27 protein-coding genes are annotated in these 24,144 nt (G+C 50.3%); 14 read left to right on the forward strand and 13 right to left on the reverse strand.

Translation table 11 applies throughout. The features are described from left to right. Positions 1 to 36 precede the first annotated feature (36 nt). From AACT35_RS10395 to AACT35_RS10405, 3 genes are read right to left on the reverse strand one after another with little or no spacing between them, the layout of a single operon-like run. The gene (locus tag AACT35_RS10395; RefSeq protein WP_012305729.1) at positions 37 to 534 is read right to left on the reverse strand and encodes a 2TM domain-containing protein; all 498 of its coding nucleotides are present in this window, start codon (positions 532 to 534) and stop codon (positions 37 to 39) included. Positions 535 to 565: 31 nt separating this feature from the next. Then, on the reverse strand, positions 566 to 868 hold the full coding sequence (locus AACT35_RS10400) for a hypothetical protein (protein ID WP_030006757.1): 303 nt from the start codon (positions 866 to 868) through the stop codon (positions 566 to 568). A gap of 28 nt (positions 869 to 896) precedes the next feature. Continuing rightward, the gene (locus AACT35_RS10405; RefSeq protein ID WP_099239889.1) at positions 897 to 2,150 is read right to left on the reverse strand and encodes an MFS transporter; all 1,254 of its coding nucleotides are present in this window, start codon (positions 2,148 to 2,150) and stop codon (positions 897 to 899) included. Between the two features lie 145 nt (positions 2,151 to 2,295). Here AACT35_RS10405 and msrP point away from each other — a divergent pair, with 145 nt between their 5' ends. Next, positions 2,296 to 3,273: a protein-methionine-sulfoxide reductase catalytic subunit MsrP gene (msrP, locus tag AACT35_RS10410; protein ID WP_099239892.1), complete on the forward strand. Its 978-nt coding sequence runs from the start codon at positions 2,296 to 2,298 to the stop codon at positions 3,271 to 3,273. A 13-nt stretch (positions 3,274 to 3,286) separates the two neighbouring features. Here the strand turns inward: msrP and AACT35_RS10415 are convergent, their stop codons facing one another. After that, positions 3,287 to 3,952: an SDR family oxidoreductase gene (locus AACT35_RS10415; protein ID WP_099239894.1), complete on the reverse strand. Its 666-nt coding sequence runs from the start codon at positions 3,950 to 3,952 to the stop codon at positions 3,287 to 3,289. Between the two features lie 80 nt (positions 3,953 to 4,032). Beyond that, complete coding sequence (locus AACT35_RS10420) at positions 4,033 to 4,806, reverse strand: biotin--[acetyl-CoA-carboxylase] ligase (protein ID WP_099239896.1); 774 nt, start codon at positions 4,804 to 4,806, stop codon at positions 4,033 to 4,035. Between the two features lie 115 nt (positions 4,807 to 4,921). Between AACT35_RS10420 and AACT35_RS10425 the strand changes: the two genes are divergently transcribed. From AACT35_RS10425 to AACT35_RS10450, 6 genes are all read left to right on the forward strand, one after another. Further along, positions 4,922 to 6,211, forward strand: coding sequence for a M16 family metallopeptidase (locus tag AACT35_RS10425; RefSeq protein ID WP_099239898.1), 1,290 nt, complete (start codon positions 4,922 to 4,924; stop codon positions 6,209 to 6,211). 38 nt (positions 6,212 to 6,249) lie between these two features. Then, complete coding sequence (locus AACT35_RS10430) at positions 6,250 to 6,927, forward strand: peptidoglycan-binding domain-containing protein (protein ID WP_254048038.1); 678 nt, start codon at positions 6,250 to 6,252, stop codon at positions 6,925 to 6,927. Positions 6,928 to 7,002: 75 nt separating this feature from the next. Beyond that, positions 7,003 to 7,197 carry a heavy-metal-associated domain-containing protein gene (locus tag AACT35_RS10435; RefSeq protein WP_012305721.1) on the forward strand — a complete coding sequence of 65 codons (195 nt, stop codon included), beginning with the start codon at positions 7,003 to 7,005 and terminating at the stop codon, positions 7,195 to 7,197. A 13-nt stretch (positions 7,198 to 7,210) separates the two neighbouring features. Continuing rightward, a complete protein-coding gene (locus AACT35_RS10440) occupies positions 7,211 to 8,011 on the forward strand; it encodes an ion transporter (protein WP_030006764.1) in 801 nt (266 codons plus the stop codon). A 103-nt stretch (positions 8,012 to 8,114) separates the two neighbouring features. Next, a complete protein-coding gene (locus AACT35_RS10445; protein ID WP_099239902.1) occupies positions 8,115 to 8,462 on the forward strand; it encodes a hypothetical protein in 348 nt (115 codons plus the stop codon). Between the two features lie 102 nt (positions 8,463 to 8,564). After that, positions 8,565 to 8,954 carry a hypothetical protein gene (locus AACT35_RS10450; RefSeq protein ID WP_012305719.1) on the forward strand — a complete coding sequence of 130 codons (390 nt, stop codon included), beginning with the start codon at positions 8,565 to 8,567 and terminating at the stop codon, positions 8,952 to 8,954. A 120-nt stretch (positions 8,955 to 9,074) separates the two neighbouring features. On the opposite strand, the gene AACT35_RS10455 is transcribed toward AACT35_RS10450, so the two are convergent. The 4 genes from AACT35_RS10455 to rbfA form a co-directional block, all read right to left on the reverse strand. Further along, a complete protein-coding gene (locus AACT35_RS10455; RefSeq protein ID WP_012305718.1) occupies positions 9,075 to 9,317 on the reverse strand; it encodes a DUF4327 family protein in 243 nt (80 codons plus the stop codon). A gap of 67 nt (positions 9,318 to 9,384) precedes the next feature. After that, a complete protein-coding gene (locus AACT35_RS10460; RefSeq protein WP_012305717.1) occupies positions 9,385 to 9,633 on the reverse strand; it encodes a DUF4327 family protein in 249 nt (82 codons plus the stop codon). A gap of 186 nt (positions 9,634 to 9,819) precedes the next feature. Next, positions 9,820 to 11,412, reverse strand: coding sequence for a glycoside hydrolase family 3 N-terminal domain-containing protein (locus AACT35_RS10465; protein WP_173867248.1), 1,593 nt, complete (start codon positions 11,410 to 11,412; stop codon positions 9,820 to 9,822). An 11-nt stretch (positions 11,413 to 11,423) separates the two neighbouring features. Beyond that, positions 11,424 to 11,819 carry a 30S ribosome-binding factor RbfA gene (gene rbfA / locus AACT35_RS10470; protein ID WP_012305715.1) on the reverse strand — a complete coding sequence of 132 codons (396 nt, stop codon included), beginning with the start codon at positions 11,817 to 11,819 and terminating at the stop codon, positions 11,424 to 11,426. Positions 11,820 to 12,198: 379 nt separating this feature from the next. Here rbfA and eno point away from each other — a divergent pair, with 379 nt between their 5' ends. From eno to lpxB, 6 genes are all read left to right on the forward strand, one after another. Beyond that, positions 12,199 to 13,491: a phosphopyruvate hydratase gene (eno, locus tag AACT35_RS10475; RefSeq protein WP_012305714.1), complete on the forward strand. Its 1,293-nt coding sequence runs from the start codon at positions 12,199 to 12,201 to the stop codon at positions 13,489 to 13,491. Positions 13,492 to 13,671: 180 nt separating this feature from the next. Next, positions 13,672 to 14,508, forward strand: a complete 837-nt coding sequence (gene ylqF / locus AACT35_RS10480; protein WP_012305713.1) for a ribosome biogenesis GTPase YlqF — start codon at positions 13,672 to 13,674, stop codon at positions 14,506 to 14,508. Positions 14,509 to 14,567: 59 nt separating this feature from the next. Further along, positions 14,568 to 14,825 carry a TIGR03643 family protein gene (locus AACT35_RS10485; protein WP_099239906.1) on the forward strand — a complete coding sequence of 86 codons (258 nt, stop codon included), beginning with the start codon at positions 14,568 to 14,570 and terminating at the stop codon, positions 14,823 to 14,825. Positions 14,826 to 14,960: 135 nt separating this feature from the next. Then, on the forward strand, positions 14,961 to 15,428 hold the full coding sequence (gene fabZ, locus AACT35_RS10490; protein WP_012305711.1) for a 3-hydroxyacyl-ACP dehydratase FabZ: 468 nt from the start codon (positions 14,961 to 14,963) through the stop codon (positions 15,426 to 15,428). Between the two features lie 49 nt (positions 15,429 to 15,477). Then, on the forward strand, positions 15,478 to 16,275 hold the full coding sequence (lpxA, locus tag AACT35_RS10495) for an acyl-ACP--UDP-N-acetylglucosamine O-acyltransferase (protein WP_012305710.1): 798 nt from the start codon (positions 15,478 to 15,480) through the stop codon (positions 16,273 to 16,275). A gap of 6 nt (positions 16,276 to 16,281) precedes the next feature. Continuing rightward, a complete protein-coding gene (gene lpxB, locus AACT35_RS10500; protein WP_099239908.1) occupies positions 16,282 to 17,454 on the forward strand; it encodes a lipid-A-disaccharide synthase in 1,173 nt (390 codons plus the stop codon). 2 nt (positions 17,455 to 17,456) lie between these two features. On the opposite strand, the gene AACT35_RS10505 is transcribed toward lpxB, so the two are convergent. Continuing rightward, entirely contained in the window at positions 17,457 to 17,636 is a 180-nt protein-coding gene (locus tag AACT35_RS10505) for a PCP reductase family protein (RefSeq protein ID WP_065709839.1), read from the reverse strand. Positions 17,637 to 17,680: 44 nt separating this feature from the next. Continuing rightward, entirely contained in the window at positions 17,681 to 19,111 is a 1,431-nt protein-coding gene (locus AACT35_RS10510; protein ID WP_099239910.1) for a protein adenylyltransferase SelO, read from the reverse strand. A gap of 37 nt (positions 19,112 to 19,148) precedes the next feature. On the opposite strand from AACT35_RS10510, the gene AACT35_RS10515 reads away from it, so the two are divergent. Beyond that, complete coding sequence (locus AACT35_RS10515; protein WP_099240105.1) at positions 19,149 to 19,403, forward strand: chlororespiratory reduction protein 7; 255 nt, start codon at positions 19,149 to 19,151, stop codon at positions 19,401 to 19,403. 94 nt (positions 19,404 to 19,497) lie between these two features. On the opposite strand, the gene AACT35_RS10520 is transcribed toward AACT35_RS10515, so the two are convergent. Together AACT35_RS10520 and AACT35_RS10525 are read right to left on the reverse strand one after the other, a co-directional pair. Continuing rightward, entirely contained in the window at positions 19,498 to 21,006 is a 1,509-nt protein-coding gene (locus tag AACT35_RS10520; RefSeq protein ID WP_254048039.1) for a bifunctional metallophosphatase/5'-nucleotidase, read from the reverse strand. Between the two features lie 105 nt (positions 21,007 to 21,111). Beyond that, a complete protein-coding gene (locus tag AACT35_RS10525; protein WP_099239912.1) occupies positions 21,112 to 24,114 on the reverse strand; it encodes a UPF0182 family protein in 3,003 nt (1,000 codons plus the stop codon). Between the last annotated feature and the right edge of the window lie 30 nt (positions 24,115 to 24,144).

Raw genomic sequence — 24,144 nt, forward strand, 5'->3', positions numbered from 1 at the left:
CTTGGGTTAGCAATGATGACTGGATTAAACGTGGCCCTAAGAAATGCCCTTAAGGAATTCCTGGGTTTTTTGCCAGAGGGTTTGGACAGATTCTTTGAGTTGCATTTTGCGGTCCCATTTCTGAAATTCTGTTTCGTAATCGGTGCCGCTGGTTTGCCACAGTCGCCAACTGCGTAGGGTAAAAAACAGCCCCCACAGCAGCAGCACATACAGAGACCAGGAAGGATGTCCGGTATCGAGGGTATCCAGGCCAACGAGGAAGCTATTGACGATACCAAAACGGATCGCGCGGTTTTTGAGGCGTTGACGGCGATATAAATTGAATTCTTGCTTTTTGCTAGTTTCAACCTTGAGGTCGAGCCAAGTCTGTTCGGCAGCGACGAGGTCGGTTTGGGGAATGCCCAGGTCAGCGGCAATTTCTTCGAGTTGGCTGCGGGTCAGTTCGCCATCGGTATCCCGGCGGGCGATCGCCAATTGGAGAATGGCTTGGATATCTTCAACTTGATAGGTGTCGGGCCCTTGGGGTGCGCTCATCGATGCATCGCAACGGAATGGTTTTCTTCCATTATGCCGAATGATTTTCCTCTGCGACGGGGGCGATCGCCCCAAATTCGGCTAACAGCGTTTGGGCTTGGCTTGGATTGCAATAGATCAATTCCAATAATTCATCGGGACTGATCTTGAGCAACTTGGCATAGAAGCCCACTTCTCCCATCACACGCGCTTCCCCCTGGCGTAGGTACATAGATAGGCAATGGTGGGCTTGGGTTTCCACGGCGCGGCCTGTCCGAAAAAAAGCAAGGGCATGGAGCAAACGGTCTTCGTAGGGGGCAAGGGGAGGTAGGGAAAGAGGTTCGGGATGTTTCATCTTGAACTGTGCGAAATATTCTTAAACTTTAGAATTTTTGGGCATAGCGATCGCCGGTGCGCCCAAGGGCAAATTTAAAGGAGGTACCAATTTTGGCATTTCCTTGGGTGAGGAAGATAAAGAAAGAAAACAGGGCTAACCCAGCGGCGATCGCAAAAATCCCTTGATAACCGACGGTCTGGGTCACGGTGCCGAGGAGCAAACCCGCCAGGGCAATCCCCACATCAAAGCCGCCAATACAAATAGAATAAACCTTTCCCCGCTCCGCACTGGAGGAACGATCCGACATCAGGGCAATCATCATCGGCACCAGCGTACCCGCCCCCAAACCTTCCACTGCCCCTGCCAGGACAAACCAATTCGTCCCGCTGGCATTGGTAAGGATCAGCATTGTCGCCGCGTAACAGAGCAGACTGCCGCTAATAAACAAACCCCGCCCCAAGGTATCCGACGCCCGACCCACGAGGATACGACTGCTAAAACTGGAAATGGCCGCCGCCCCATAGAACAGTCCGGTATTGAAATTTAAGCCCAGTTCCCGAATGTATAGGGGGAGAAACGTCACTAACACGCCGAATACCAAGCCAATGCAGAGCATAATCAAGGAAGGAATGTAGAGCCCCTTATGGCGAAATAGTTCCGGGTAATCGCGGTTGGTTTCCCCTTGGTTGGGCGTCAGGGAATTTTTATCAATGGCGATCGCCTGGGGATTTGATTCTTTAGTTTGACTAGCCAGGAGCAAAGCCCCCACCCCACACAGACCCGACACCGCAAAGATCCACGGGTAATCGACGACGCCCAGGAGATAACCCCCCAACACTGGCCCAATGGACATCCCTACCGGAATCGCCAAACTCATGTAACTGATCACCTCACCCCGGTTTCGTTCTGGGGCCAAATCTACCACTAGGGCACTGTAACCCGTCGTAAAAGCGGCGATACTAATTCCATGGAAGGCTCGCCACACCATCATCTGGGGAATCGAATTTAAAAAAATATATCCCCAAGGGGCGATCGCCACCACCACAGCACCAATGAGAATCACCCGTTTGCGACCCTGCTCATCGACCATTTTACCGAGGCGGGTGCGGGCCAAAAGCAGACCAATGGCAAAGCAACCCATCACAAAGCCCACCTGCTGATCTGTTGCCCCCAGATCTTGGATATAGGCCGGAAGCACCGGCAATAAACTGGTCATACTCAACCAAAATCCCAGGGCCGCTAAAAATAACAAGCCCAAATTCCAGCGCATTTCCGGCTGGAGCTGCAAAAAAACCTTCACCTAAATTTCCCTAACAATTGCTTGAACACATGACATATCTTTTCAAATTGTAAAGGGATGTTAACGAAGTTGGGGCCGGAGACCCTTGGCAAAATGCGTTAGATTTTTAAAACGTATAACCTACTCGTCCTCTGCAAAACCTGCCATGGTGCTGTTTAAAGTCCCCCCCAGCTATACCCTTTCCGAAAATCTCGTCACCACCGAAAGCGTCTATTGGAACCGCCGCAAATTTATCAAAACTCTCCTGGGGGCTGGGGTCGGCATTGGTTTAGCGAGTTGTCAGTCCCAGGATCAGCAGTACAGCGCCCTCCGTGAAACTTTAGATTTGCCCAAACTAGACGCGATTAAAAATCCCAACTTCCGGAAAATTGGCGATCGCCCCATCACCAAAGAACTCTTCGCCGGTCAGTACAATAATTTCTACGAATTTGGCGGCACCAAAGGCATCTGGCAAAACGCCCAAAATCTCCCCGCTAAGCCCTGGCAAGTAGAAGTGGGCGGTCTCGTGAACAACCCCCACACCTATGACATCGACGACCTGAAAACAAAATTCCCCCTCGAAGAACGCATCTACCGCTTCCGTTGTGTCGAAGCCTGGTCGATGGTGCTGCCCTGGATTGGCTTCCCCATGCGCGAATTAATCAAAGCCGTCGAACCCAAGACCCAAGCAAAATTTGTCCGCTTCACCAGCTATTACGACGAAAATGTTACCTATGGCCCCAGTTTCCACTTGGGGAATCTGCCCTGGCCCTATACCGAGGGACTGCGCATCGAAGAGATGAATAATGAACTCGCTTTCTTTGCTCTGGGAATCTATGGCCACGATTTGCCGAAACAGCATGGTGCGCCGCTGCGGATGGTCATTCCCTGGAAATACGGCTTTAAGGGGGCAAAATCTATCGTCAAAATTGAATTTCTCGCGGAACAACCTGCCACCTACTGGAACACCATCGACGGCCACGAGTACAAATTTGAAGCCAACGTCGAGCCAAATGTGCCCCATCCCCGTTGGTCTCAGGCCACCGAAAAATTTATTGGCAATACCCCAGAATTTAGCTGGGAAATGAAGGAAACCCTACCCTACAATGGCTACGGGGAATACGTCGCCAACCTCTACAGTTAGAAAAAATGACGTATTACCAGGGCAAAATCTCCCCATTGGCGTGCCAAAACGTGCCTGTATTATCGAGATTTAGTGCTTCAATGCGGGCCAGTAATCCTTCGACTGCCACAGCGGGGCTAATGCCATCTTCCCGGAAATTAATCATCCGCGTTTTGACGAGGCCTGGGTGTAAAATACCCACCGCAATTCCCCTGGGTTTGAGATCGATCGCCAGGGATTTTCCGGCCATGGAAAGGGCGACTTTTGACATCCGATAGCCATAGGAACCGCCGGAGGTATTGTCTTCGATGGAACCCATGCGACTGGTCATCAGGATAATTTTTGAACCAGATTTAAGATTCGCTAAAAGGGCTTGGGTGAAACGCAGCGGGGCGATCGCATTGACTTCAAATTGACGGCGAATACTGTCAACATCTAGCTGATCCAAATCGACCCGTTCTAAAATCCCGGCGTTGTTAATCAAGACATCAATGGTTTCCCCCTGGAGATCTTGGGCAAGCTGTTTAACGGCATCGGGATTCGTCAGATCCACGTCTGCTTTTACTGTTACACCCAGTTGCAGCAGTTCCTCAGAAGGCGTCCGACAAACGGCAATCACGCGATCGCCTTGGGCTTTAAGTTGACGGCAATATTCCAGGCCGATGCCCCGGTTTGCGCCAGTAACGAGATAGGTTGACATATTCTTGAGTATTTGTTCTGAGACAACGATTTGCAGTGTGGCAAGCTCTATTAGGAAAGTCAAATCTAAAACGAGATTCTCTACAGATAGCCGAGGGAAATTTGACCAGGGGGAATTTTTACAATACTACTGGCACCGGGAGCGCTAAGTTTAACCAGTAGTTCGCCCTTTTGATTGACCCCGGTAATGATCCCTTGATGGCCTTCGTAGGTGATTATTTCGCCTAGGTTTTTGAGATGTTTTAAATAGCCCGGCAATATATTTTCAATTGAATTTCGAGCTAGTTTTTGCGTCCCCTCTAGAATTCCGGCAATAACCAACGCAGCAAGGTGATCGCCTTTAATTTTTAGCTCCCCTTGCCAGAATTGTTCGAGGTTAATGCCCGTCGGGGGAACCGGATTTTGGTAGTTAATGCCGACCCCGACCACGGCCGCGCTAATTTTCCCCTGGGAGACTTTTGTTTCGGTTTTAATGCCCCCCAGTTTTTTGCCTTGCAGGAGAAGATCATTGGGCCATTTAATTTGTACGGGAAGCCCTTGCTGTTGGAACATCTCAATAATCCCCCAGACGCTGGCCAGGGTTAGGCTATAGGCAAATTGGGGATCTAATTTTATAGGCAACAAAACCGACAAATATAATCCCCCTGGTGCGGAAATCCAGGTGCGTCCCCACTGGCCCCGCCCCGCTGTCTGGGTTAAGGCGATCGCCACCCTAGGCATTGTGCATTGTGCTTGATACCGTTGCCACAGGAGCGCGTTGGTCGAGTCAAGCTCCGGGAAAACTTCGATGGGAAGTGTCGTTTCACAGGCGAGAAGATCGCTTAAGGCCCCTTGAATCGCGTCAGGATGGAACACAGTCAGTAAATATTTTTATCGCTTTTCTCAAATAGCGTACCTTGCAGCGTTCCTCACCCCAGGAATTTGCTAAAGTGAAACGCCAGCGTTCTTTTTCGGAAAGTTTCATCTGCCCATGGTTGCTAGCCCCACGTCTCCCCAAATGACCCACCGCACCGTCCTCAAAAATGGCATTACCCTAATTGTGACGGAAAATCCTGTGGCAGACTTGGTGGCAGCGCGCTTATTTTTTCCCCAGGCGGGCGGACGGTGGGAATCCCTCGACCAAGCGGGCTTATTTCATCTCTTGGCGGCAGTGATTACGAAGGGAACAAGCCGTTACAGTGCCGTTGAAATTGCCGAACAAATCGAATCCATCGGCGCGAGCCTCGGCGCGAGTGCGTCCAACGATTATGTGGCCCTGAGTCTCAAGACAGTCACAAAGGATTTTTATACAATTTTCAAGCTAGCAGCAGAAATCCTCCGGGAACCGACTTTCCCCCCCGAAGAGGTGGAGTTAGAGCGCAAAATTACCCTACAAAATATCCGTTCCCAAATGGAACAGCCCTTTAATGTGGCCTATGACCTCCTCCGGAGCCAGATGTATCCCCAGCACCCCTACGGCCAATCTATTTTAGGGACGGCAGAAACGGTGGCGCGATTCACGGCTGCAGATTTACAACAGGCCCACCAAACCCATTTCCGGCCAGACAATTTGGTGATTAGCCTCTCCGGTCGGCTGACCCTCGAACAGGCAGAGGCAATCGTGGAACAAACCTTGGGGGATTGGCAAAACCCGACAACGCCGCTACCAAGCTTAGAAATTGCGCCCCTACAGCCCCAGGGAGGGGTGTGGACAAAGGAAAAAGAGAGTCAACAGGCGATCATTATCTTGGGTTATCTGACGGGAACGGTGGCCGATGATGATTTTTTTGCCTTGAAACTCCTCAGCACTTATTTGGGTAATGGACTATCTAGTCGGCTGTTTGTGGAATTGCGAGAAAAACAAGGGCTTGCCTATGACGTGTCGGCGTTTTTTCCCACGCGCTTGAGTCAATCCCAATTTATTACCTACATTGGTACGGCCCCCCAAAATACGGCGATCGCCTTGAATGGATTACACCAAGAAATCCAACGGCTGGTGGCGGCTCCCCTGTCGGAAGCGGATTTGCAAATTGCGAAGAATAAACTCCTCGGCCAGTACGCCCTGGGGAAACAGACCAATGCTGAATTGGCACAAATTTTTGGGTGGTATGAGAGCATTGGCCTCGGCATCGACTTTGATCAAGCTTTCCAGCACCACGTCGAAAAGATCACAACGGCGGAAACCCATCAAGCGGCCCAACGTCATTTTCGCCATCCCTATGTGTCGGTGGTGGGCTCCCAAACGGCCCTTTCCCTGATCGAAGATCTTCAGCTATCGTAAAAGGCGATCGCCCCCTAAACATCATGAAGAAAATCGTCATGTCTGCGCGTCAAACCGTTTTAAATTTAGGTCTATCGACAGCCCTGATTTTGTCGAGTAGCCTCGGTCTTAGCCCTCTAGTCAGCGCCCAATCTCCCCGACCAGAATTGCGCATTGGCAGTACGGGGACTATGGTTCAGGAGCTGCAAACCACCCTGCGACTGCTGGGCTACTACAGCGGCGAAACCACGGGTACCTATGACGAAGCTACCGTGATCGCAGTCTACCAATTTCAAAAGGCGGCCCAAATCCCCCAGACCGGAGTCATGGATCGCACCACTTGGGAGACATTATTTCCGATTTCGGCGGCGAATTTGCCCGTTGCTGAGGAACAAGCCCCAACTCCAACAGCCAGTAGCCCAGCAACAACCCAGAACGAAACCCCCGCAACCCCAGCCCAGGAAGCAACTGATGCCGAGGCAACTCCCAGCTCCAGCACAAATCAGACGGCCACCAGCACAGATCCAGATACACTGCCCCTGTTAAAGGAAGGCATGGAAGGGGATTCGGTGAAACTCTTGCAAACTCGCCTGAAGGCATTGGGCTATTACACAGGCCGTATCGATGGTATTTTTGGCCCGAATACTCGCATCGCTGTCATTGCGGCTCAAACTGCCTTGAAATTAGATGGAGATGGGATTGTTGGTGCTCAAACCTGGCGTAAGTTACTAAACTAACATTGAAATCAATTTCAAACGAAAGGCTTTAAAACTGACTAAATACTTACCGTAAACCGTTATTTTTTAATATTTATGGAATTTACAATTACTGTGCCGACAATCGCCTGTGAAGTCTGCGGTCAAACCATTACAAAAGCCATCCAAAATCATGATCAAAAGGCCCAAGTTGCCGTCGATATTCCTAGTAAAGTAGTTTCGATTCAGACAACGCTTTCTGAAACGGCCTTAAAAAACATTATTACCGAAGCAGGCCATACTCCCGCCTAGGCAAGAAATTCCGATGGAAAGCCAATTGCCTTGGCGATTAAGACTAGGCCGTTACCTCGATGATTTTGACAGTGGCACAGGCCGCCTCCTCAATTTGGCTTTGTGTGGACTGATTTTCATTTCGTCGGGGATTTTTGTGGCGCAAACCTATCCTTTGCCAACGGTTTGGGCACAATATTTGGATTATTTAGATACAGGCATTTTGATTTTATTTGCCGTGGAATATTGCTGTCGCTGTGTGGGGGCCGCTGAACCTCGGAAGTTTATTTTTAGCTTTTTTTCCTACCTTGATCTGTTGGCGATCGCCCCATTATTTTTTGGCTTCCTCGACATTCGTTTTGTGCGGCTGTTCCGCTGGTTTCGATTACTACGCTTGATCCGATTTTTTCGCCTAGAAATCTCGATTTTTAAGATCAAGGCCGAAGACAGCATTATTCTCAGCCGAATTCTCCTGACCTTATTTACAATTATCTTTGTTTATTCTGGCCTAATTTATCAAGTCGAACATGACATTAACCCTGCTGTTTTTGGCAACTTTTTAGATGCTTTGTATTTTGCCGTGGTGACGATGACTACAGTGGGTTTCGGCGATAAAACGCCCATTTCAGACATTGGCAAAGTCGTAACTTTAACCATGATTCTCACGGGGATTGCGGTGATTCCTTGGCAGTTAGGGGATTTAGTGCGCCAGTTTCTCAAAAGTGCGAATCAACAGGAAATCGACTGCACAAAATGTGGTCTAGCTTTTCATGATCAAGATGCTCAATTTTGTAAGCGATGTGGCACAGCCCTCCGGCAAAATCAATTAAATTAGCATTCAGCGACATTGCTCAATAAAAGATCACAAAAAATTGGCGATCGCCCCAGGAATTCCTATGATGAAACCATCGTTATTTTTTCGAGTTTAAACTAACAGAATGTCAACGCCCCTCACCCTCAATTTATTACAAGGTTCTGTCACCTTTCGGTTCACCAGCACTGCCGCCCAAACCCTCAAAGCAGAAATCGATCAACTGATGCACAGCATGAAGGCGATCACCGGCAATAGTAACCCCAAAGGCCGTCCCCAGCCCCAAGAATCCATGAATTATCAGTACACCGGGGACATTTTTTTAGAGATTTTTTGCAATCCGAATATTTACCCCAGTCCCTTCGCCGCCAAGGTATTGATCACCCTCCGGGATGATCGGATTCGGCTCACCAGCGAAGCAGAATTACCCCGTTTAATCGAAGATTTAGAGAATTATCTGGCCCAGGCCGATTAGTGTGAAAGATAACAGCGATTTTTGTGGCGGTGCGCTAGGCTAAACATAAATAATGCAATTTTCTAGTCCCATCTCAATCCCTCAAGCGAGAAAACTGTTGCCATGAGTACATCCACAAACTTCTTTGAACTGTTTCAAAAGGGCTTCCATGTCACCGTTGGGGCCGCTGCCACCTTAGTCGAAACGATCCAAGATCCCACCAAACGGGAAGTGACAATTTCTGAATTTCGTACAGAGCTTCAAAATCGCGCCGAAGAATGGTCAGAAAAAGGTGAAATGACCGAGCAAGAAGCCCGTAAATTCCTCGAAAAAATCTTCCAGCAAGACAAAGCCGCCAGGGAACCCGGTACCCAAGAAATCGTGACCACGGCAACGGAAGTAAAAGATAGCGATCTGCAAAACGAACTAAAGAACCTAACAGATCAAATTGTCACCCTCAAAAGCGAGCTTGCGGCGCTCCGTCAGGACAAACAAGAAAACGAACCAAACTAGGCATCGAGTGCGGAGCTGTCGGTAAATCTTATGTGAGTCCAACCGCTTGGGGCAGTTAAAGTTGCTGCCCTATTTTTTTGTCTATTCCCTAGAGCAAGAATGACGAGAGCAATTAATCGTTTAATCGTTCTCCCATCGCTCTGCCCCTAACAAATCCCCGATGCAGTCCCGGAGAAGAAAGCCACAGCGTTCTAGCTCGACTTCGATGCAGTGCCACTCGCGGGGAGGAATATATTCACAAAGGCTATAGAGGGGCTGTTGACGACTGATGCGATTTTGCTCGACTAATTGTTTTACTTCATCGCGAATTTGTCCCAATGAAAAAAAGAAAGGCGATCGCAATGCAAAGACAGATTGAGTCATGGAAAGTCATCCAAGGAAATGGTCGGCGTTGGGCAGCGCACCCAGATACCGACAACAGTGAATTTATTTAGTCATCAGACCAGCATTGGGCTGGATTTAGATCCGCAATTTGATCCCGGAGAAGAAAACCATTTCGTTCAAGTTCACATTCTACGCAAACCCATTCCCGGGCTGGAATGAACTGACAGAGGACATAAATGGGCTGGCAGCAGTCTACTGTTCCTGATTCGACCAACTGACGGGCTTCGTCCTTGAGCATTTCAATAGAAAAATGTTTTGGGGTAGGAGACGCCGGAGGCATTGTCGTGGTGGTCATAGGATTTACCTCTTGGGTGGCTGATGTTTGTTCCATGCCTATTCTATTGGATTATGCAAGGCATTGCTATACAGAAAACGCTGTATATTTCAATACTTATCAATAACGTTTTTAGCGAAACTTTAAGTAATGTAATCAAAGATCATTAAGGTTTGATTATCCGTTGTCCAAAGTCCAGCGAACTTTTTAAATGAATTCGGCGGCGCTGGGATCCGCTTGGGGCGCTTCTTCCCAGAGGGCTGTACAGATTTCGGCTTGGGAGATCGCCATTTGACCATAGCTAAACCACCAGGGAATTTCTGGCAAAGTCGTTTGTAAAGCTTCGAGGAAGTAGGGACTGCCGTAAAAGATAACGCCCTGTAACGGTATTTGGGCGGCAATTTTTTGGAGAACATCAATGGGATCTGCCAGTTTTTCCGTAAACGGATTACCCCGAAGAAAACACTGGATAAGGGTAGGGATCGCTTCTAACTGCAGGCGAGGGAGCGTTTTTAATTCGACAATTTCAGCGGCATAACCGTGGCGTTGGGGAATGGCGATCGCCGGACAATTGGGACGCAAAAAAGGGCTTTTTAAAACTGAATCCACCACAATTAAGTTGCGCGCAAAATTGTCAGGAAAACTTGATATTTTTACGGGGGATTTTTGATGTTTAGTCGCTCTTTCCAGCACCATGGCAACGGTTTTTCTCGTTTCCGGGCGATCCCCGCTGATCCCCTGGGGAAAAGTTGATGGTGTTGCCATAAGGATTTTTTGCTTGGCCTGCCAAATTCGTTCTACGGATTCATAGATGCGACTTTCTGAAAGTTGACCTGTTTTGATCGCCGCTTCGATGGCAATAATCGCTCCATCCACATCGGGAGGCATCAGGAGAATATCCGCCCCAGCGGCGATCGCCTGGACAACAACGGTATCAGGAGCCGCAAACTGGGTCACTCCCCCCATGACCAACGCATCGGTGACAATTAACCCTTCAAACCCCAGCTTGTGCCGCAGTTGGCCCGTAAGAATTGCTGGCGAAAGGGTTGCTGGATATTGTTGATCCCAAGCGGGGATCATGAGGTGGGCACTCATCACCGCATCTACGCCCCCTTGGATGGCGGTCTTAAAGGGAGGCAGTTCGACGGTATTTAAGCGCGTGTCATCGTGGGAAATGGTGGGGAGCGCGAGGTGGGAATCAGTTGCTGTGTCCCCATGGCCAGGGAAATGTTTTGCCGTCGTTAAAACAGCATATTGTTGCGCTCCCCGGATAAACGCAGTACCCAAGGCACTCACCTGATCAGGCGTTTCCCCGAAGGCACGGATGTTGATCACCGGGTTGTGGGGATTGTTATTCACATCCAGCACCGGGGCCAAAACCCAATTGATACCAAGGCTGAGGGCTTCCTGGGCCGTAGTTGCGCCCATGGTTTCTGCAAGGGCGATCGCCTGGTGGGGATCCGTACGCCAAATCTCACCGAAAGCCATGGGAGGCGGAAATTCCGTCGCACCGCGAAACCGTTGGCCGACCCCTTCTTCGATATCTGCGGCAATCAGGAGGGGAATTTCGGCCCAACTCTGCAATTGCTTGGTTTTCTGGGCTACCTCGGCGGCACTTCCCCCCAAAAGGATTACACCACCGATCCCCGCCTCGATCCAGCGTTGTAGGGTCGTTTGATCAGCTTCCCACTGGGGGTAGGGGCGTTCGTAGTCAAATAGATAGCCAGCCCCCCGCACGACGATCATCTGGGCGATCGCCTGACGGAGAGACAAGGATTCAACCGGGGGGAGGGAAGCCATCACCAAGGGCGCTACACCATTTCCTCGGATTCTTGGGCTTCTAGTTCCTCTGGATCCTTAATTTCTAGTTGGTTAATGAGATGGATCATCCGGTCTCCCTCTTCAAGGGAACGGTCTTCGATGAATAAAACCTCTGGCGATCGCCGCAGACGAATCCGTTGACCCAGGGTACGACGCACAAACCCTTGGCTGGCCCGCAGTCCTTCCATCGTTTCGGCCCGGGCTTCCTCGGAACCGTAGATGCTCACAAAAATCTTGGCGTGCTGTAAATCCCCAGACACTTCCACTTCAGTAATGCTCACCATGCCCGCCCCAACTCGGTCATCTTTAATATCTTGCATGAGCATCAAACTCACTTCCCGCTTGATTAGCGAAGACACTTTTGATACCCGTCGACTATTTGCCATGACTCTATTCGCCTCCTAAAATCCTGTACCGCGTTCCAGGCACTTACAACCCCAGTCGCTTCTTAGCCATTTCCTTGAGTCTTCCATTGATTCAAAAAGCTGCAAAAAAATGTGGCGATCGCGGTGGCGGCTTGATGTGACTCGAAGTCGGTTTGGCGGTGTGACAACGCCCTCAGTGTATCTTGAAAAAACCCTACCCTTCAACTCCCTGGCTATCTTCCCGTTGGCGATCGCCGCAAACCTAAAGAAAATATCAAGATATATCCCTGAACCTTGACAACGGGCCATTGTTCCCAAAATCCCCCCTAAAAAAAGCAACAAATCCACCAGAACAGGGTATGTTTATACCTGAATATCAATGGTCAGTGAGTAATCCCAAATGCTGGACAAATCCGAAGCAATCATCGAAGCAATAGATGCTAGAGAAATTTTAGATTCCAGAGGTCGCCCCACCGTCGAGGCAGAAGTTCGTTTAGAAAGCGGTGCAGTAGGTCTCGCCCAAGTGCCCAGTGGAGCCTCTACCGGTAGTTTTGAAGCCCATGAACTGCGGGACGGAGACAAAGCCCGTTATGGCGGCAATGGGGTACTAAAGGCCGTGCGCAATGCGAAAGAAAAAATTGCCCCGGAACTGATCGGTAAAGATGCCCTTGACCAAACGACAGTTGATTACGCCATGATTGCCCGGGATGGCTCTGACAACAAATCTAATCTAGGGGCCAATGCCATTTTGGCGGTATCCCTCGCGGCGGCAAAAGCGGCAGCAGCGGAACTCGCCCTGCCCCTCTATCGTTATCTCGGTGGCCCTTTGGCTAATGTCCTCCCCGTGCCCTTGATGAACGTGATCAATGGCGGTGCCCACGCAGCTAATAACGTTGATTTCCAAGAATTTATGATCGTCCCGGTGGGGGCCAGTTCCTTTAAGGAAGCACTCCGTTGGGGAGCGGAAGTTTTTACTGCCCTGAGCAAGGTACTTGACAGCAAGGGTTTATTAACAGGTGTCGGTGATGAGGGAGGATTTGCCCCTAACCTAGGCTCTAACGAAGAAGCTCTCGAAATTCTCGTGGATTCGATCAAAGCGGCGGGCTATGAACCCGGTACACAGGTGGCCCTCGCCCTCGACATTGCCGCCAGTGAATTTTACGCCGATGGTCAGTACACCTACGACGGTACAGCCCACAGTCCCGCAGAATTTATCGATTACCTGACGGCGATGGTCGAAAAGTACCCAATTGTTTCCATTGAGGATGGTCTCCATGAAGATGATTGGGATAGCTGGACAATTTTGACCGCACGCATCGGCCACAGGGTACAACTGGTTGGAGATGACTTGTTTGTCACCAACAAAGTGCGACTCCAACAGGGCATTGAGAAAAAAGCAGGTAATGCGGTACTTATCAAGCTCAACCAAATTGGCACCCTCACTGAAACCCTCGAAACCATCGATCTGGCGACCCGCAATGGCTATCAGTCCGTGATTAGTCACCGCTCTGGGGAAACGGAAGATACCACCATCGCTGATCTGGCGGTGGCAACCCGTGCCGGCCAAATCAAAACTGGTTCCCTCTGCCGCAGTGAACGGGTAGCGAAATACAATCGCTTACTCCGCATTGAAGATGAACTTGGCGATCGCGCGGTCTATGCCCCCAAAGTTGGTCTTGGCCCCCAATTCTAAGATTTTTCGCCTAACAGACATTCAGCCTTAACTTTTTCATACTCCCATCCGGATCACAGTGTTCTATCGCTGTGGTCTTTTTTGTGGTGAGTCGCCAAAAGCGCCGCTAATTTGCCCCTAAGCAATTTTCGACCCAACCCAAGGCAGTATGATAAAAAACACCGTTTTGACTTCGTTCCCATGCCCCAACCGATCCAATGGTATCCCGGCCACATTGCCAAAGCTGAACGCCAACTCAAAGAACAGCTCAACCGCGTTGATGTGGTGCTAGAAGTCCTCGATGCCCGCATCCCCTTCGCATCCCACCACCCCCAAGTCGATGAATGGATTGGTGAAAAGCCCAGAGTTGTTGTGGTCAATCGGCGGGATATGATCCCCAGCGAAACCCTCAGTCAATGGCGTGACTGGTACCAAGCCCAAAAAATTCAGCCTGTCTTTACCGATGCCAAAAAAGGAACCGGGGTTAAAGGCGTGATTAAAGCCGCCCAATTAGCTGGAAAAGCAATGAATGATCGCCGCATTTCCCGGGGGATGCGGCCCCGTCCAGTGCGGGCAGTGGTTATGGGTTTACCTAACGTTGGGAAATCGGCCCTGATTAACCGTTTAGTCGGTAAAAAAGTCGTCGAAAGTGCCCGCAAAGCTGGGGTGACGAAACAATTGCGCTGGGTGAGAATCTCTGACCAAATTGAAATGCTTGATGCCCCAGGGGTAATTCCCTGGAAGCTCGATGATCAACATAATGCGGTGAAACTAGCCATTTGTGAGGACATTGGCGCAGCCTCCTATGACAACCAACTGGTCGCAGCGGCCATGGTGGATTTGCTCGTGGAACTGAATTTAGAACAGCATCTGACTGAGCGCTATGACCTCGACCCCCTCGATATGTCTGGCGAAGATTATGTCATTGCCCTCGGAGACCATCGCTTCCAAGGCGACAGGGAACGTAGTGCAGTTACGTTGCTCAATGAATTTCGTAAGGGCATTTTGGGACAAATCCCCCTCGAATTACCGAATTAAAGATTTGCGCTACAGTACAGCGTGAAACTGATTTAGATAGAACTTATTAAAAGACAACAATGAATTTTGAGGCGCTAGATGAGGCCACCATTGACCGGGTGATCGAAATGGCCTGGGAAGACCGCACCACCTTTGAGGCCATTGAGATGCAATTTGGGCTTCAGGAAAAGGAAGTAATTCAAGTCATGCGGCGCTATATGAAACGCTCTAGTTTTAAGATGTGGCGCAAGCGGGTGACCGGGCGGAACACAAAACATCTCCAAAAGCGAGATTTCATAGAAGGGCGATTTCGTTCCGCAAATCAAAAAGGTTCTTAATCGAAGCCATGGACTGACCTGATTTTCATCCGCATGGGGCACTAATACAGATCTGCCGTGGAGAAGCGCTGCAGAATTAACATTTTGTAGTAATCTAAACTAGCCGCACAGACTGTTATTAATTGATCACCGTCTATGACCACAGAACATCCCGGAACTTTGGCCCAGCCGATCCCCGTCGAAGAGATTCAAAAATTATTACCCCACCGCTATCCTTTTTCGCTGGTAGACCGCATCCTCGAATATATTCCCGGTGAAAAGGCTGTGGGCCTGAAAAATATCACCTTTAATGAACCCCATTTCCAAGGTCACATCCCAAATCACCCGATCATGCCGGGGGTACTGATGGTGGAAGCGATGGCCCAGGTGGGCGGGTTTATTTTGACCCAAATGCCGGGGATGGAAGATAGCTTTTTTGCGTTTGCTGGGATTGATAAAGTTCGGTTTCGGCGACCGGTAGTCCCTGGTGATCAGCTAATTATGACGGTGGAAGTGATCACGGTAAAGGCCAAGCGCATTGCGAAAATGAAGGGCTGTGGCACCGTGGATGGTCAAGTGGCGGTGGAAGGGGAGATGCTCTTTTCCCGTCTGAATTTTGAATAATTGGCCCTGAGGCCCACTACACTACTATGGAGCACACTGGAGAATTCTTTTGAGTACTCTGATTCATCCGACGGCGGTGGTTCACCCCAACGCTCAAATTCATCCAACGGTTCAGGTTGGCCCCTATGCAGTGATTGGTGAATATGTCACGGTTGGGGAAGGTACGGTTATTGGTGCCCATGCAATTTTGGATGGTTATACGCGCATTGGTCAGGGGAATCGGATTTACCCAGGGGCGGCCATTGGCTTAGAACCACAGGATCTCAAGTATCAGGGAGCGGCCAGTTTAGTTGAAATTGGCGATCGCAATACGATCCGCGAATATGTGACGGTGAATCGGGCGACGGCGGCGGGAGAAAAAACGATCATTGGGAATGACAATCTCCTGATGGCCTATGTGCACGTGGCCCACAATTGCATTCTGGAAAACAACATCATCATTGCGAACAATGTGGCGATCGCCGGCCATGTGGAAATCGAATCGCGAGCGGTGATTGGTGGGATGTTGGGCATTCACCAGTTTGTACATATCGGCAAGATGGCAATGTTGGGGGGCATGAGTCGCATTGACCGGGATGTGCCGCCCTTTATGCTGGTCGAAGGCAATCCGTCGAAGGTGCGTTCTTTGAATTTGGTGGGCCTCAAGCGCAGTGGTTTAACCCCGGCGGAAATGGGTCTGCTTAAACAAGCATTTCGCTTACTGTACCGCTCGGATCTCAAAACCTCCGAGGCGATCGCCCAACTTGCGACTATCGGCGACCATGAACATCTCCAACATCTCCAACAGTTTCTCGAAAAAGCCCTCGATCCCAGCCGTCGGGGTTTAATTCCGGGGAAACGGAGCTAGGCGATAATGCATATTTTCATCAGTACGGGGGAAGTGTCCGGCGATCTCCAGGGGAGTCTCTTGGTGGAAGCGCTCTTTCGTCAGGCCGAGGCGCTCAATATTGACCTAAAAATTACTGCCCTCGGTGGCGATCGCATGGCCGCAGCGGGAGCAACCCTCCTGGGTAACACTACAAAAATTGGCTCCATCGGTCTGATCGAATCCCTACCCTATATCATTCCGACCCTCCGCATTCAACGGCAGGCGAAACGCTATCTCAAAGAAAATCCGCCGGATCTGGTGGTGCTGATCGATTACATCGGCCCGAATATTGGTATCGGTAATTTTGTCCGCCGTCAGTTGCCCCAGGTGCCAATTATTTACTATATTGCGCCCCAGGCCTGGGTTTGGTCGTTTAATGACAACAATACAAAGGCGATCGCCCGCATCACCGACCGGATTCTTGCCATTTTCCCGGAAGAAGCCCGTTACTTTGCAGAATACGGCATAGACGTAAAATTTGTGGGCCATCCCCTCGTGGCAAAAATGGCCACCTGTCCCCGTCGTGCCACCGCTAGGGAAAAACTGGGCCTCAACCAAGACCGCCCCCTGATTACCTTGTTGCCAGCCTCCCGCCGCCAGGAGCTGAAATACCTGTTACCTGTGATGGTGGAAGCGGCCAAAATTCTCCAGCGTCAGGTGCCAGAGGTGAAGTTTTTAATTCCCGTCGCCTTGCCCCACTACCGCAACATTCTAGAAACAGCGGTTAATGAGGCGGGTTTAAATGCAATTTTGATTGATAATCCGGCCCAAACTCCCTTGGCGATCGCCGCTGCGGATCTAGCGATCACAAAATCGGGCACCGTAAACCTCGAAATTGCCCTGTTAGACGTCCCCCAGGTGGTGCTGTACAAAGTGCATCCCGTCACCGCTTGGATTGCGAAACATCTGCTGAAATTTTCGATTCCTTTTATGTGTCCAGTGAATTTGACCCTGATGCGGCGCATCGTTCCCGAACTACTACAAACAGAAGCGACCGCCCCCCGCATTGCCCAAGAATCTTTGGCATTACTTCAGGATGGCGATCGCCAAGCCCAACTCCAGCAAGATTATCAAGAAATGCGGGCAGTGATGGGCGATGGCAAAGCCTGTGATGTGGCGGCTGTCGATATTCTCACCTTCCCCAATCACGGGCGATAAAATTAGGTTTCCCCCGATTTTTTGGGGTCATTAAATTGAGCTTTAGCCTGGATATAAATCTCCTTATCGATGATTTTTGCCCCCATTTCTTCGGCAAGTTTTTCAATTTTCTTTTTAGCAAAGGGCCGCACAAAAAAGGGAATTTTTTTAAAGAGTTCTTTAGCTTCGTCTGTCCATTCCATCGGGGTTAATCTCAATCAAAATAAAAACTGTTTCGTTCAAAAGATTATTGTTTCGTGCGAATTCTGTCGAGTAAATTGTTAAAGGGTTGCCAATTATTTTCTGTGGTGATCGGTTCCCAAATAGATTCAATCATCGGACGCAGCAAAGCCGTTTTCGGGTTTTGGGAGGTCAGGCGATCGCCAATTTGTGCCAACTCAGGTTCAGGGATCTCCTGTAAGGCCCGCTGGTAAAGTCCTTGCCATTGTTCAAAGAGCGGCCCTGACAAATCACTATTTTCCAAAATGGTGCTGGAATGCGATCGCCAAGCGTAATTAAACTGGGTCGCTAATTGATAGAAAAAGTCGTGGTAGCCCGTTTGGGTTTCCTCCAACAGTGCCAGGGTTGCGGCAAACAGATCGGCCCCTAGATCTTCCGGCAAATCTTGCAGCCCCAATTTTTCGAGCATTAACTGGCGATAGGTTTGCTCATATTCGATTTCATAATTCACGAGGCCCGTCGCCAAATCCCGCTTATCCATCACCAGCGCCAGGGGCATTTGCAACATTTCTAAATTCAGGCGGCAGATCATTGGTTGGTTGCCATAGCTATAGCGACCACTGTAGTCGAAGTAAGCCGCCGTAAACTTGCGGTCATAGCTGGGAATAAACGCGTAGGGGCCATAATCAAAGCTTTCCCCCGTAATTGCCATATTGTCCGTATTCAAAACCCCGTGGCAAAAGCCCGCCGCCATCCACTGAGCCGCTAATCGTGCCACCCGCTTCACCAAATCAGCGTAGAACAGGGCGTAGGCATCCTGGTCTCCAGCATATTCGTCGTAGTAATGTTCCACCACATGGTCGAGGAGTTGCTGTAATAAGTCCCGCCGTTGTAGGTAGTAGAGCCGCTCAAAGGTGCCAAACCGAATATGCGATCGCTGGAACCTGACCATCACCGAAGACCGAGTGGGAGAAGGCTCGTCCCCCCGCCAGAGGGATTCCCCTGTTTCGATCAGGCTTAGACAGCGGGAAGTATTCACGCCTAGTTGATGCAGTGCCTCTGCCGCCAAAACTTCCCGAACGCCACCCTTGAGGGTTAAACGCCCATCGCCATTGCGGGAATAGGGAGTTTGACCAGAACCTTTCGTACCGAGATCGTAGAGTAAGCCATCCTGGGCGCGCACCTGCCCGTAGAGAAAACCCCGTCCGTCCCCTAACTGGGGATTGTACTGACCGAATTGATAGCCGTGGTAACACATGGCCCGCAAGGGATGGGGCGCTTGGAACTGACCGAACGCTTCGAGGAAATCTTGATCGTCTACTTGTTTCGGTTCGAGGCCCAATTTTTCTAAAACGGCGTCATTGCGGAAGCGTAGCTCATGGTGGGGAAAATCTGCCGCTGTTACTTCATCAGAAAAGCGATCGCCTAGGCTTGCAAAGACCTGTTCATAGGGCAGACAAACGAGGGGATTTTGGGTGAGCTCACTGATGGGGGCCATGGGCGTACAATTAAACCAAAAAGCATTAAGGCATATTATGGCAGATCCGATTATGTACCAAGTGGATGGTTATGTGGTGTTGCGCCACGACCACCCGGAACAATTGATGGAGCCCGACGAGATCCGCACCTTTTTTGAAACGCTCCTCAGTATCCAGCCGGATCTATTGCCCGCCGATTTGGCCAAACTCCCCTCCCAAGCTGAGCAAATTGATCAACTCCTCGCAGATTATTGCGAACTGGAAATCGAGGACGGTTTTTTGCAGTGGTATGCGGTGCGCTTTGAAAAATAGGGTATCCACATCCCCACATCCCTCTAAATCTCCCTTCATAAGGGAGACTTCTTGTTCCCTTCCAGCGGAAGGGCTAGAGGGTTAGGGGAAGGTTCTAATCGGCCCATTGCTGCTGGAGTTGTTGAATGAAGGCAAAGCGCACATCTTCCCCCGTTTCGAGCAAAGTCACATCGGGATGTTCAGGCGTCAAGAAATCGAGGCCCGTTTCCCGCCCAGAGATGAGAAATTCCGTCGCTGCGACCCGATAAATGCGTTCGGGATCTAAAGGGCGATCGCCAATTTGCCAGGTTTGACTTTCCGGAACAAAGGTCACCCCCGCCGTTTGCAAATATCCCCCCGTGCCGCGATTGGTTACGCCCTGATTGAGAATTCGTTCCAGAGTCATCCCCTTAATCTCAACGGTGGCTAAATTTCCCCCGAAGGGCAAAATCCGAATCACATCATACTGGGACAACGGGCCGGGAGGCAGCACATCATCAACACGGATCGAGCCGCCATTAAAAATGGCTAATTCGGCAGCGGGTGTCGCCGTTAACATTGACTGGGCAATGATGTCCGTTAACGCCGTCGGTTGGTTGCGCACGGAACTTTCCAAACCATCTAGGGCGATTGGACTTTCGGTAATGATTTGCTCTGGTTCAAAACCATCAGCCCGAAAACCATCAAAGGCCAGTTGCTGCCAATAATTAACCTCCTGTTCTGTTTCTGGATCTGCGGCGATCGCCCCGGTAATCGGTTGCAAATGTGATTGCACTGTAAGCTGCTCCGTTTCTGTGTCGTAGCTGAGATTGTGGAGATAAACCGTGCGAGCATTGGCATCAGCCTTGAAAATCGGCGTAAAATCCGCACCACGCCACTGTTGAATATTTTCATGGTCGTGGCCCCCCAGGATTAGGTCAATTTCCGGGATATTTTCAGCAAGATAATGGTCATCCTGCATCGCCAGGTGAGTGACCGCCACAATAATATCCGTTTGTGTCTCTAATTCTGCGACGAGGGTTTCCATCTGTTCTAGCGGGTCGAGGTAGGTGACATAATCCACGGGATTGCTCGGAATTACCACCCCCACAAAACCAATCCGCACCGGAGTTCCCGCCTCACCATAAATGGTTTCAATCACGTAGGGAGGCACATTATCCCAGGGTTCCCCCGCCGCCGTCAGGACATTCCCCGAAAACCACTGGAAGTCTGATTCTGCTAGGCGTTGCTTGAACTGGGATTCACTAATGTCAAATTCGTGGTTACCGAAGGTGGCAAGATCCAAGCCCACTTGGTTCATCACCGCCACAATTTGTTTTCCTGCGAGGCGATCGCCATCCACCACCGCAGTCCCCAAGGCCGACGGACTAAATAAATCCCCAGCTAAAACGGTGAAAGTGTGGGGATTTTCGGCGAGCAGTTCCTTGCGTAGGGTCGCCAACCGCGCCAGCCCCCCCGTTGCCCCACCACCCAGGGGCGTAATTTCATAAACATCATTGAGGTGAAGCAGTTGCAATTCTACCGTTTCGGCCCAGAGAGATAGGGGGGCGATCACCAAACTGACCATGGCCCCAGATACCAGCACCGTAGAACGAACGACCTTCCCAAAGCAATCAAAAAACATGGGTTATTACCAAATCCATCACTAATCCCTTCATGATGGTTCAGGTCACCGCCGCAAAAGGCGATCGCTCATAAATTGTGATATTTACGCTGAAGGGCAATTTCCCTAGACAGGTGGTGGAACGACCACATCTGTTTCTAGATCTCGAAAAATCGTCTCCTCCTGGGGCGTTACTTGCTCCGGACGAAAAATCGTGTTGAGGGCTGTTTCCAAGGTGCGGGACATCACAATTTGGTTGTTATAAACCACGATCACCCGTGCCAAGGTCGGGACGCTATTTTCTTCGGCCTCTAGGTAAAGGGGTTCCACATAGAGGAGCGACTGTTCAATGGGAATTACCAATAACTTGCCCTGCACTGCCCGGGAACCTTCTCGATTCCAGAGGGAAATTTGCTGAGAAATAACCGGGTCTTGTTTAATGAGGGCTTCAATTTGATCCGGCCCATAAATCAACTTCTGTTTCGGGAATTGGTAAAGTAACAGCTTGCCATAATGTTCTCCATCGGCGCGGCCCGCTAACCAGGCAATTAAATTAGGGCGACTGGTGGGGGTATAGGGGTGGAGCAAAATAAATTCCTCTGAAGTGGCCGTGGGTAGCCGCATGATCAGATAGTAGGGGGCGATCTCCTGGGGTTCATTTCCATAAACTTCCTGGGGAATTTCCCACTGGTCTTCGCGGTTATAGAAAACCTGGGGATCCTGCATGTGATAGCTCAGGAGGCGTTCGGACTGCACATTGAACAAGTCAGTTGGATAGCGCAGGTGTTCTTTTAAACCATCGGGCAATTCGGCAAAGGAACGAAACAATTCTGGAAAGGCCCTTGCCCAAGTTTGGATCATCGGATCGGCAGCATCGGCGATATAAAAACGCACTGTGCCATTGTAGGCATTGATCACCACCTTAACGGAGTTGCGGATGTAGTTGAAGGGATGTTCCCCCGGATCGGCATAGGGATAATGGTCACTGGTGGTGTAGGCATCCAAAATCCAATAGAGGTAATTTTTTTCGCCGAGGCGATTGGTCTCGCCAATGTCGGCTGACACGAGGTAGGGATCACGGTCAAACCGCAAAAATGGGGCGATCGCCCGCACCCGTTGATTAATATTGCGTCGCATCAACAAGCGAGTATCACCGGTGAGATCATTGGATAACAAGATCCGCCAATCCCGGAGATATTGCGCGAAAAACAAACGTTTCAAAGGATTCCCAAAGGCAATGCCCCCCGTCCCGTCGTAGGTGTTGTAGCGGTTATCTTCCCCACTGGGATAGTCCAACTCCTGCACCTTGGTATCGGTCATCACGTAGTTATTGGTCAGTTCACCGTAGTAAATGCGCGGTTGACCAATGGGAATTGCCTCCCGTACCGCTGGGGTTAAGGTAGTCAAGTTGCCATTATCTGCCGTCGCCCCAGCCCCAATATCCTGTACATAATATTGGGGTAAGCCAGTCTCCTCAGCCCGGTTGACTGGACTCACCGTAAAACCATAGCCATGGGTATAAATGAGATGCTTGTTCACCCAAGTCTTTGCTTGTTCTGGCACCGCTTCATAATCTAGCTCCCTGGGGGCAATGATCACCTGTTGTTGGCTGGGATTTTGGTCTGGGTTTAGGCGTAGGGTATAGCGATCAATGTCAGCATCTGAAAAGCGATAATACAGCCGGATTTGCTGCAATTGGCGGTTAGTTTGCAGGATGGGGCGACTGTCCCATAGGCGGATGTTGTTGATGGTTAGGGGATTGCTGTCAATGTCGGAGGCGGTGAGTTCTCCTTCTGGGTTAAACACCCGTGACTCGATGGCATCCAGCCCAAAGGCCCTGCGGGTGGAGGCGATGCTGTATTCCAGATAGGGACGCTCCCGGGCTAATTCATTCGGTTGCACGATGAGACGTTGGGTCCCGGCAGAGAGAATAGCACCGATGGCCATAACGCCGATATACAAAAGAATGCCCTTTAACACCTGGGGCTGTTGGCGACGGATAGAAACGGTACGGCGGTGGGGATAACGCCAGAATTGCCCTAAACACCAAGCGGAGATCGCCAAGGCCAAAACTGTGAGGAGAATTTCCACGTGTTGATCGACGTTGATATTGGTATAGCTCACCCCATAAACCACCCCCAGCTTGGAGTAGAGCAGCTCATAACGTACTAACCAATGGCGTCCGGCCACGGCGAGGAAGAGGAGGCCCGCCAAGAGATTGAGATGCCGTAACTGGGCTGGACTAAAGCCCGGAAACTGCCCCTGGGAAAAACTATCGCCAGATAGCAGATAGTACAGGGTGACACTCACCAAACCATAGAGAAATAAACCCTCAAACCAAAAGTCGAGGATTTGCCACAGGGGCAGGGTAAAAACATAGAAACCAGCATCATGGTTATAGATCGGATCAATTTGGCTGAAGGGCACCCCAAACCAACCCTGGAATATCCGCACCCAATTATTCGCCAGGATCGTCCCGAAACAGAGACTTAAAACCACGGCGATCGCCCGCAAGGAAAACCACCGTCGCCAGAGAATCCCCCCCAACACCACCGCAGCTAACCCCAAACGCCAGATTTGCTGTTGGGTAAATTGCCACAAACTGCGCAATGATTTGAATGCCAGGGGATCCGGTAAAGCAGGGGTAATTAGCGGCAGGCTCATGTCCCGTTGTCCCATCTCCCAGACCACCGAGCCGTAGTGGAACAAAATCAAGACAATCAATAGGCTAAACCCGGCCATTAACAGCAGTAGTCCCCGAAAATTGATCGCTGGCGATTCAGGAATTTTCTTGTGATAGGGGATGGGTTCGAGGAAAAATTTTTGCCACCATTGCAACGGAGGCCGGGGCACATTGGTTTGGCGATCGCCCCCCGACTGATCCGGGATTATTTGCCATTCCTGGCGGTCAACCACCCGGTAATTTATCCAGAGGAACACAAAGGAGCCACAAAAACCAAGACTCCACAGGCCAATGCGTAGGGAAACCTGCTTCAAAAAGACAGAACGATACCCTAGCTCAGCGAACCAAAATTGTTCAACGAGGAAACGGGAGACTAATTCAAATAGACCCCAGCCGGCGGCGATCGCACAGCATAGATAGATAATTAGTGACCATTTTTTATCCATGGTGCCGATTGTATCGACTTGCTGGCCTAA

The sequence above is a fragment of the Synechococcus sp. BDU 130192 genome (assembly GCF_963876085.1).
GTDB lineage: Bacteria > Cyanobacteriota > Cyanobacteriia > Cyanobacteriales > MRBY01 > MRBY01.

Bases quoted from the DNA above. Each gene is read 5' to 3' on its own strand.
- eno (WP_012305714.1), top strand. From the start codon at position 12,199: ATGCTGGACAAATCCGAAGCAATCATCGAAGCAATAGATGCTAGAGAA.
- AACT35_RS10505 (WP_065709839.1), bottom strand. From the start codon at position 17,636: ATGGAATGGACAGACGAAGCTAAAGAACTCTTTAAAAAAATTCCCTTT.
- ylqF (WP_012305713.1), top strand. From the start codon at position 13,672: ATGCCCCAACCGATCCAATGGTATCCCGGCCACATTGCCAAAGCTGAA.
- rbfA (WP_012305715.1), bottom strand. From the start codon at position 11,819: ATGGCAAATAGTCGACGGGTATCAAAAGTGTCTTCGCTAATCAAGCGG.
- fabZ (WP_012305711.1), top strand. From the start codon at position 14,961: ATGACCACAGAACATCCCGGAACTTTGGCCCAGCCGATCCCCGTCGAA.
- AACT35_RS10430 (WP_254048038.1), top strand. From the start codon at position 6,250: ATGTCTGCGCGTCAAACCGTTTTAAATTTAGGTCTATCGACAGCCCTG.
- lpxB (WP_099239908.1), top strand. From the start codon at position 16,282: ATGCATATTTTCATCAGTACGGGGGAAGTGTCCGGCGATCTCCAGGGG.
- msrP (WP_099239892.1), top strand. From the start codon at position 2,296: ATGGTGCTGTTTAAAGTCCCCCCCAGCTATACCCTTTCCGAAAATCTC.
- AACT35_RS10525 (WP_099239912.1), bottom strand. From the start codon at position 24,114: ATGGATAAAAAATGGTCACTAATTATCTATCTATGCTGTGCGATCGCC.
- AACT35_RS10415 (WP_099239894.1), bottom strand. From the start codon at position 3,952: ATGTCAACCTATCTCGTTACTGGCGCAAACCGGGGCATCGGCCTGGAA.
- AACT35_RS10400 (WP_030006757.1), bottom strand. From the start codon at position 868: ATGAAACATCCCGAACCTCTTTCCCTACCTCCCCTTGCCCCCTACGAA.
- AACT35_RS10510 (WP_099239910.1), bottom strand. From the start codon at position 19,111: ATGGCCCCCATCAGTGAGCTCACCCAAAATCCCCTCGTTTGTCTGCCC.
- AACT35_RS10435 (WP_012305721.1), top strand. From the start codon at position 7,003: ATGGAATTTACAATTACTGTGCCGACAATCGCCTGTGAAGTCTGCGGT.
- AACT35_RS10515 (WP_099240105.1), top strand. From the start codon at position 19,149: ATGGCAGATCCGATTATGTACCAAGTGGATGGTTATGTGGTGTTGCGC.
- AACT35_RS10445 (WP_099239902.1), top strand. From the start codon at position 8,115: ATGTCAACGCCCCTCACCCTCAATTTATTACAAGGTTCTGTCACCTTT.
- AACT35_RS10450 (WP_012305719.1), top strand. From the start codon at position 8,565: ATGAGTACATCCACAAACTTCTTTGAACTGTTTCAAAAGGGCTTCCAT.
- AACT35_RS10395 (WP_012305729.1), bottom strand. From the start codon at position 534: ATGAGCGCACCCCAAGGGCCCGACACCTATCAAGTTGAAGATATCCAA.
- AACT35_RS10440 (WP_030006764.1), top strand. From the start codon at position 7,211: ATGGAAAGCCAATTGCCTTGGCGATTAAGACTAGGCCGTTACCTCGAT.
- AACT35_RS10460 (WP_012305717.1), bottom strand. From the start codon at position 9,633: ATGACCACCACGACAATGCCTCCGGCGTCTCCTACCCCAAAACATTTT.
- AACT35_RS10520 (WP_254048039.1), bottom strand. From the start codon at position 21,006: ATGTTTTTTGATTGCTTTGGGAAGGTCGTTCGTTCTACGGTGCTGGTA.
- AACT35_RS10455 (WP_012305718.1), bottom strand. From the start codon at position 9,317: ATGACTCAATCTGTCTTTGCATTGCGATCGCCTTTCTTTTTTTCATTG.
- AACT35_RS10425 (WP_099239898.1), top strand. From the start codon at position 4,922: ATGGTTGCTAGCCCCACGTCTCCCCAAATGACCCACCGCACCGTCCTC.
- AACT35_RS10465 (WP_173867248.1), bottom strand. From the start codon at position 11,412: ATGGCTTCCCTCCCCCCGGTTGAATCCTTGTCTCTCCGTCAGGCGATC.
- AACT35_RS10485 (WP_099239906.1), top strand. From the start codon at position 14,568: ATGAATTTTGAGGCGCTAGATGAGGCCACCATTGACCGGGTGATCGAA.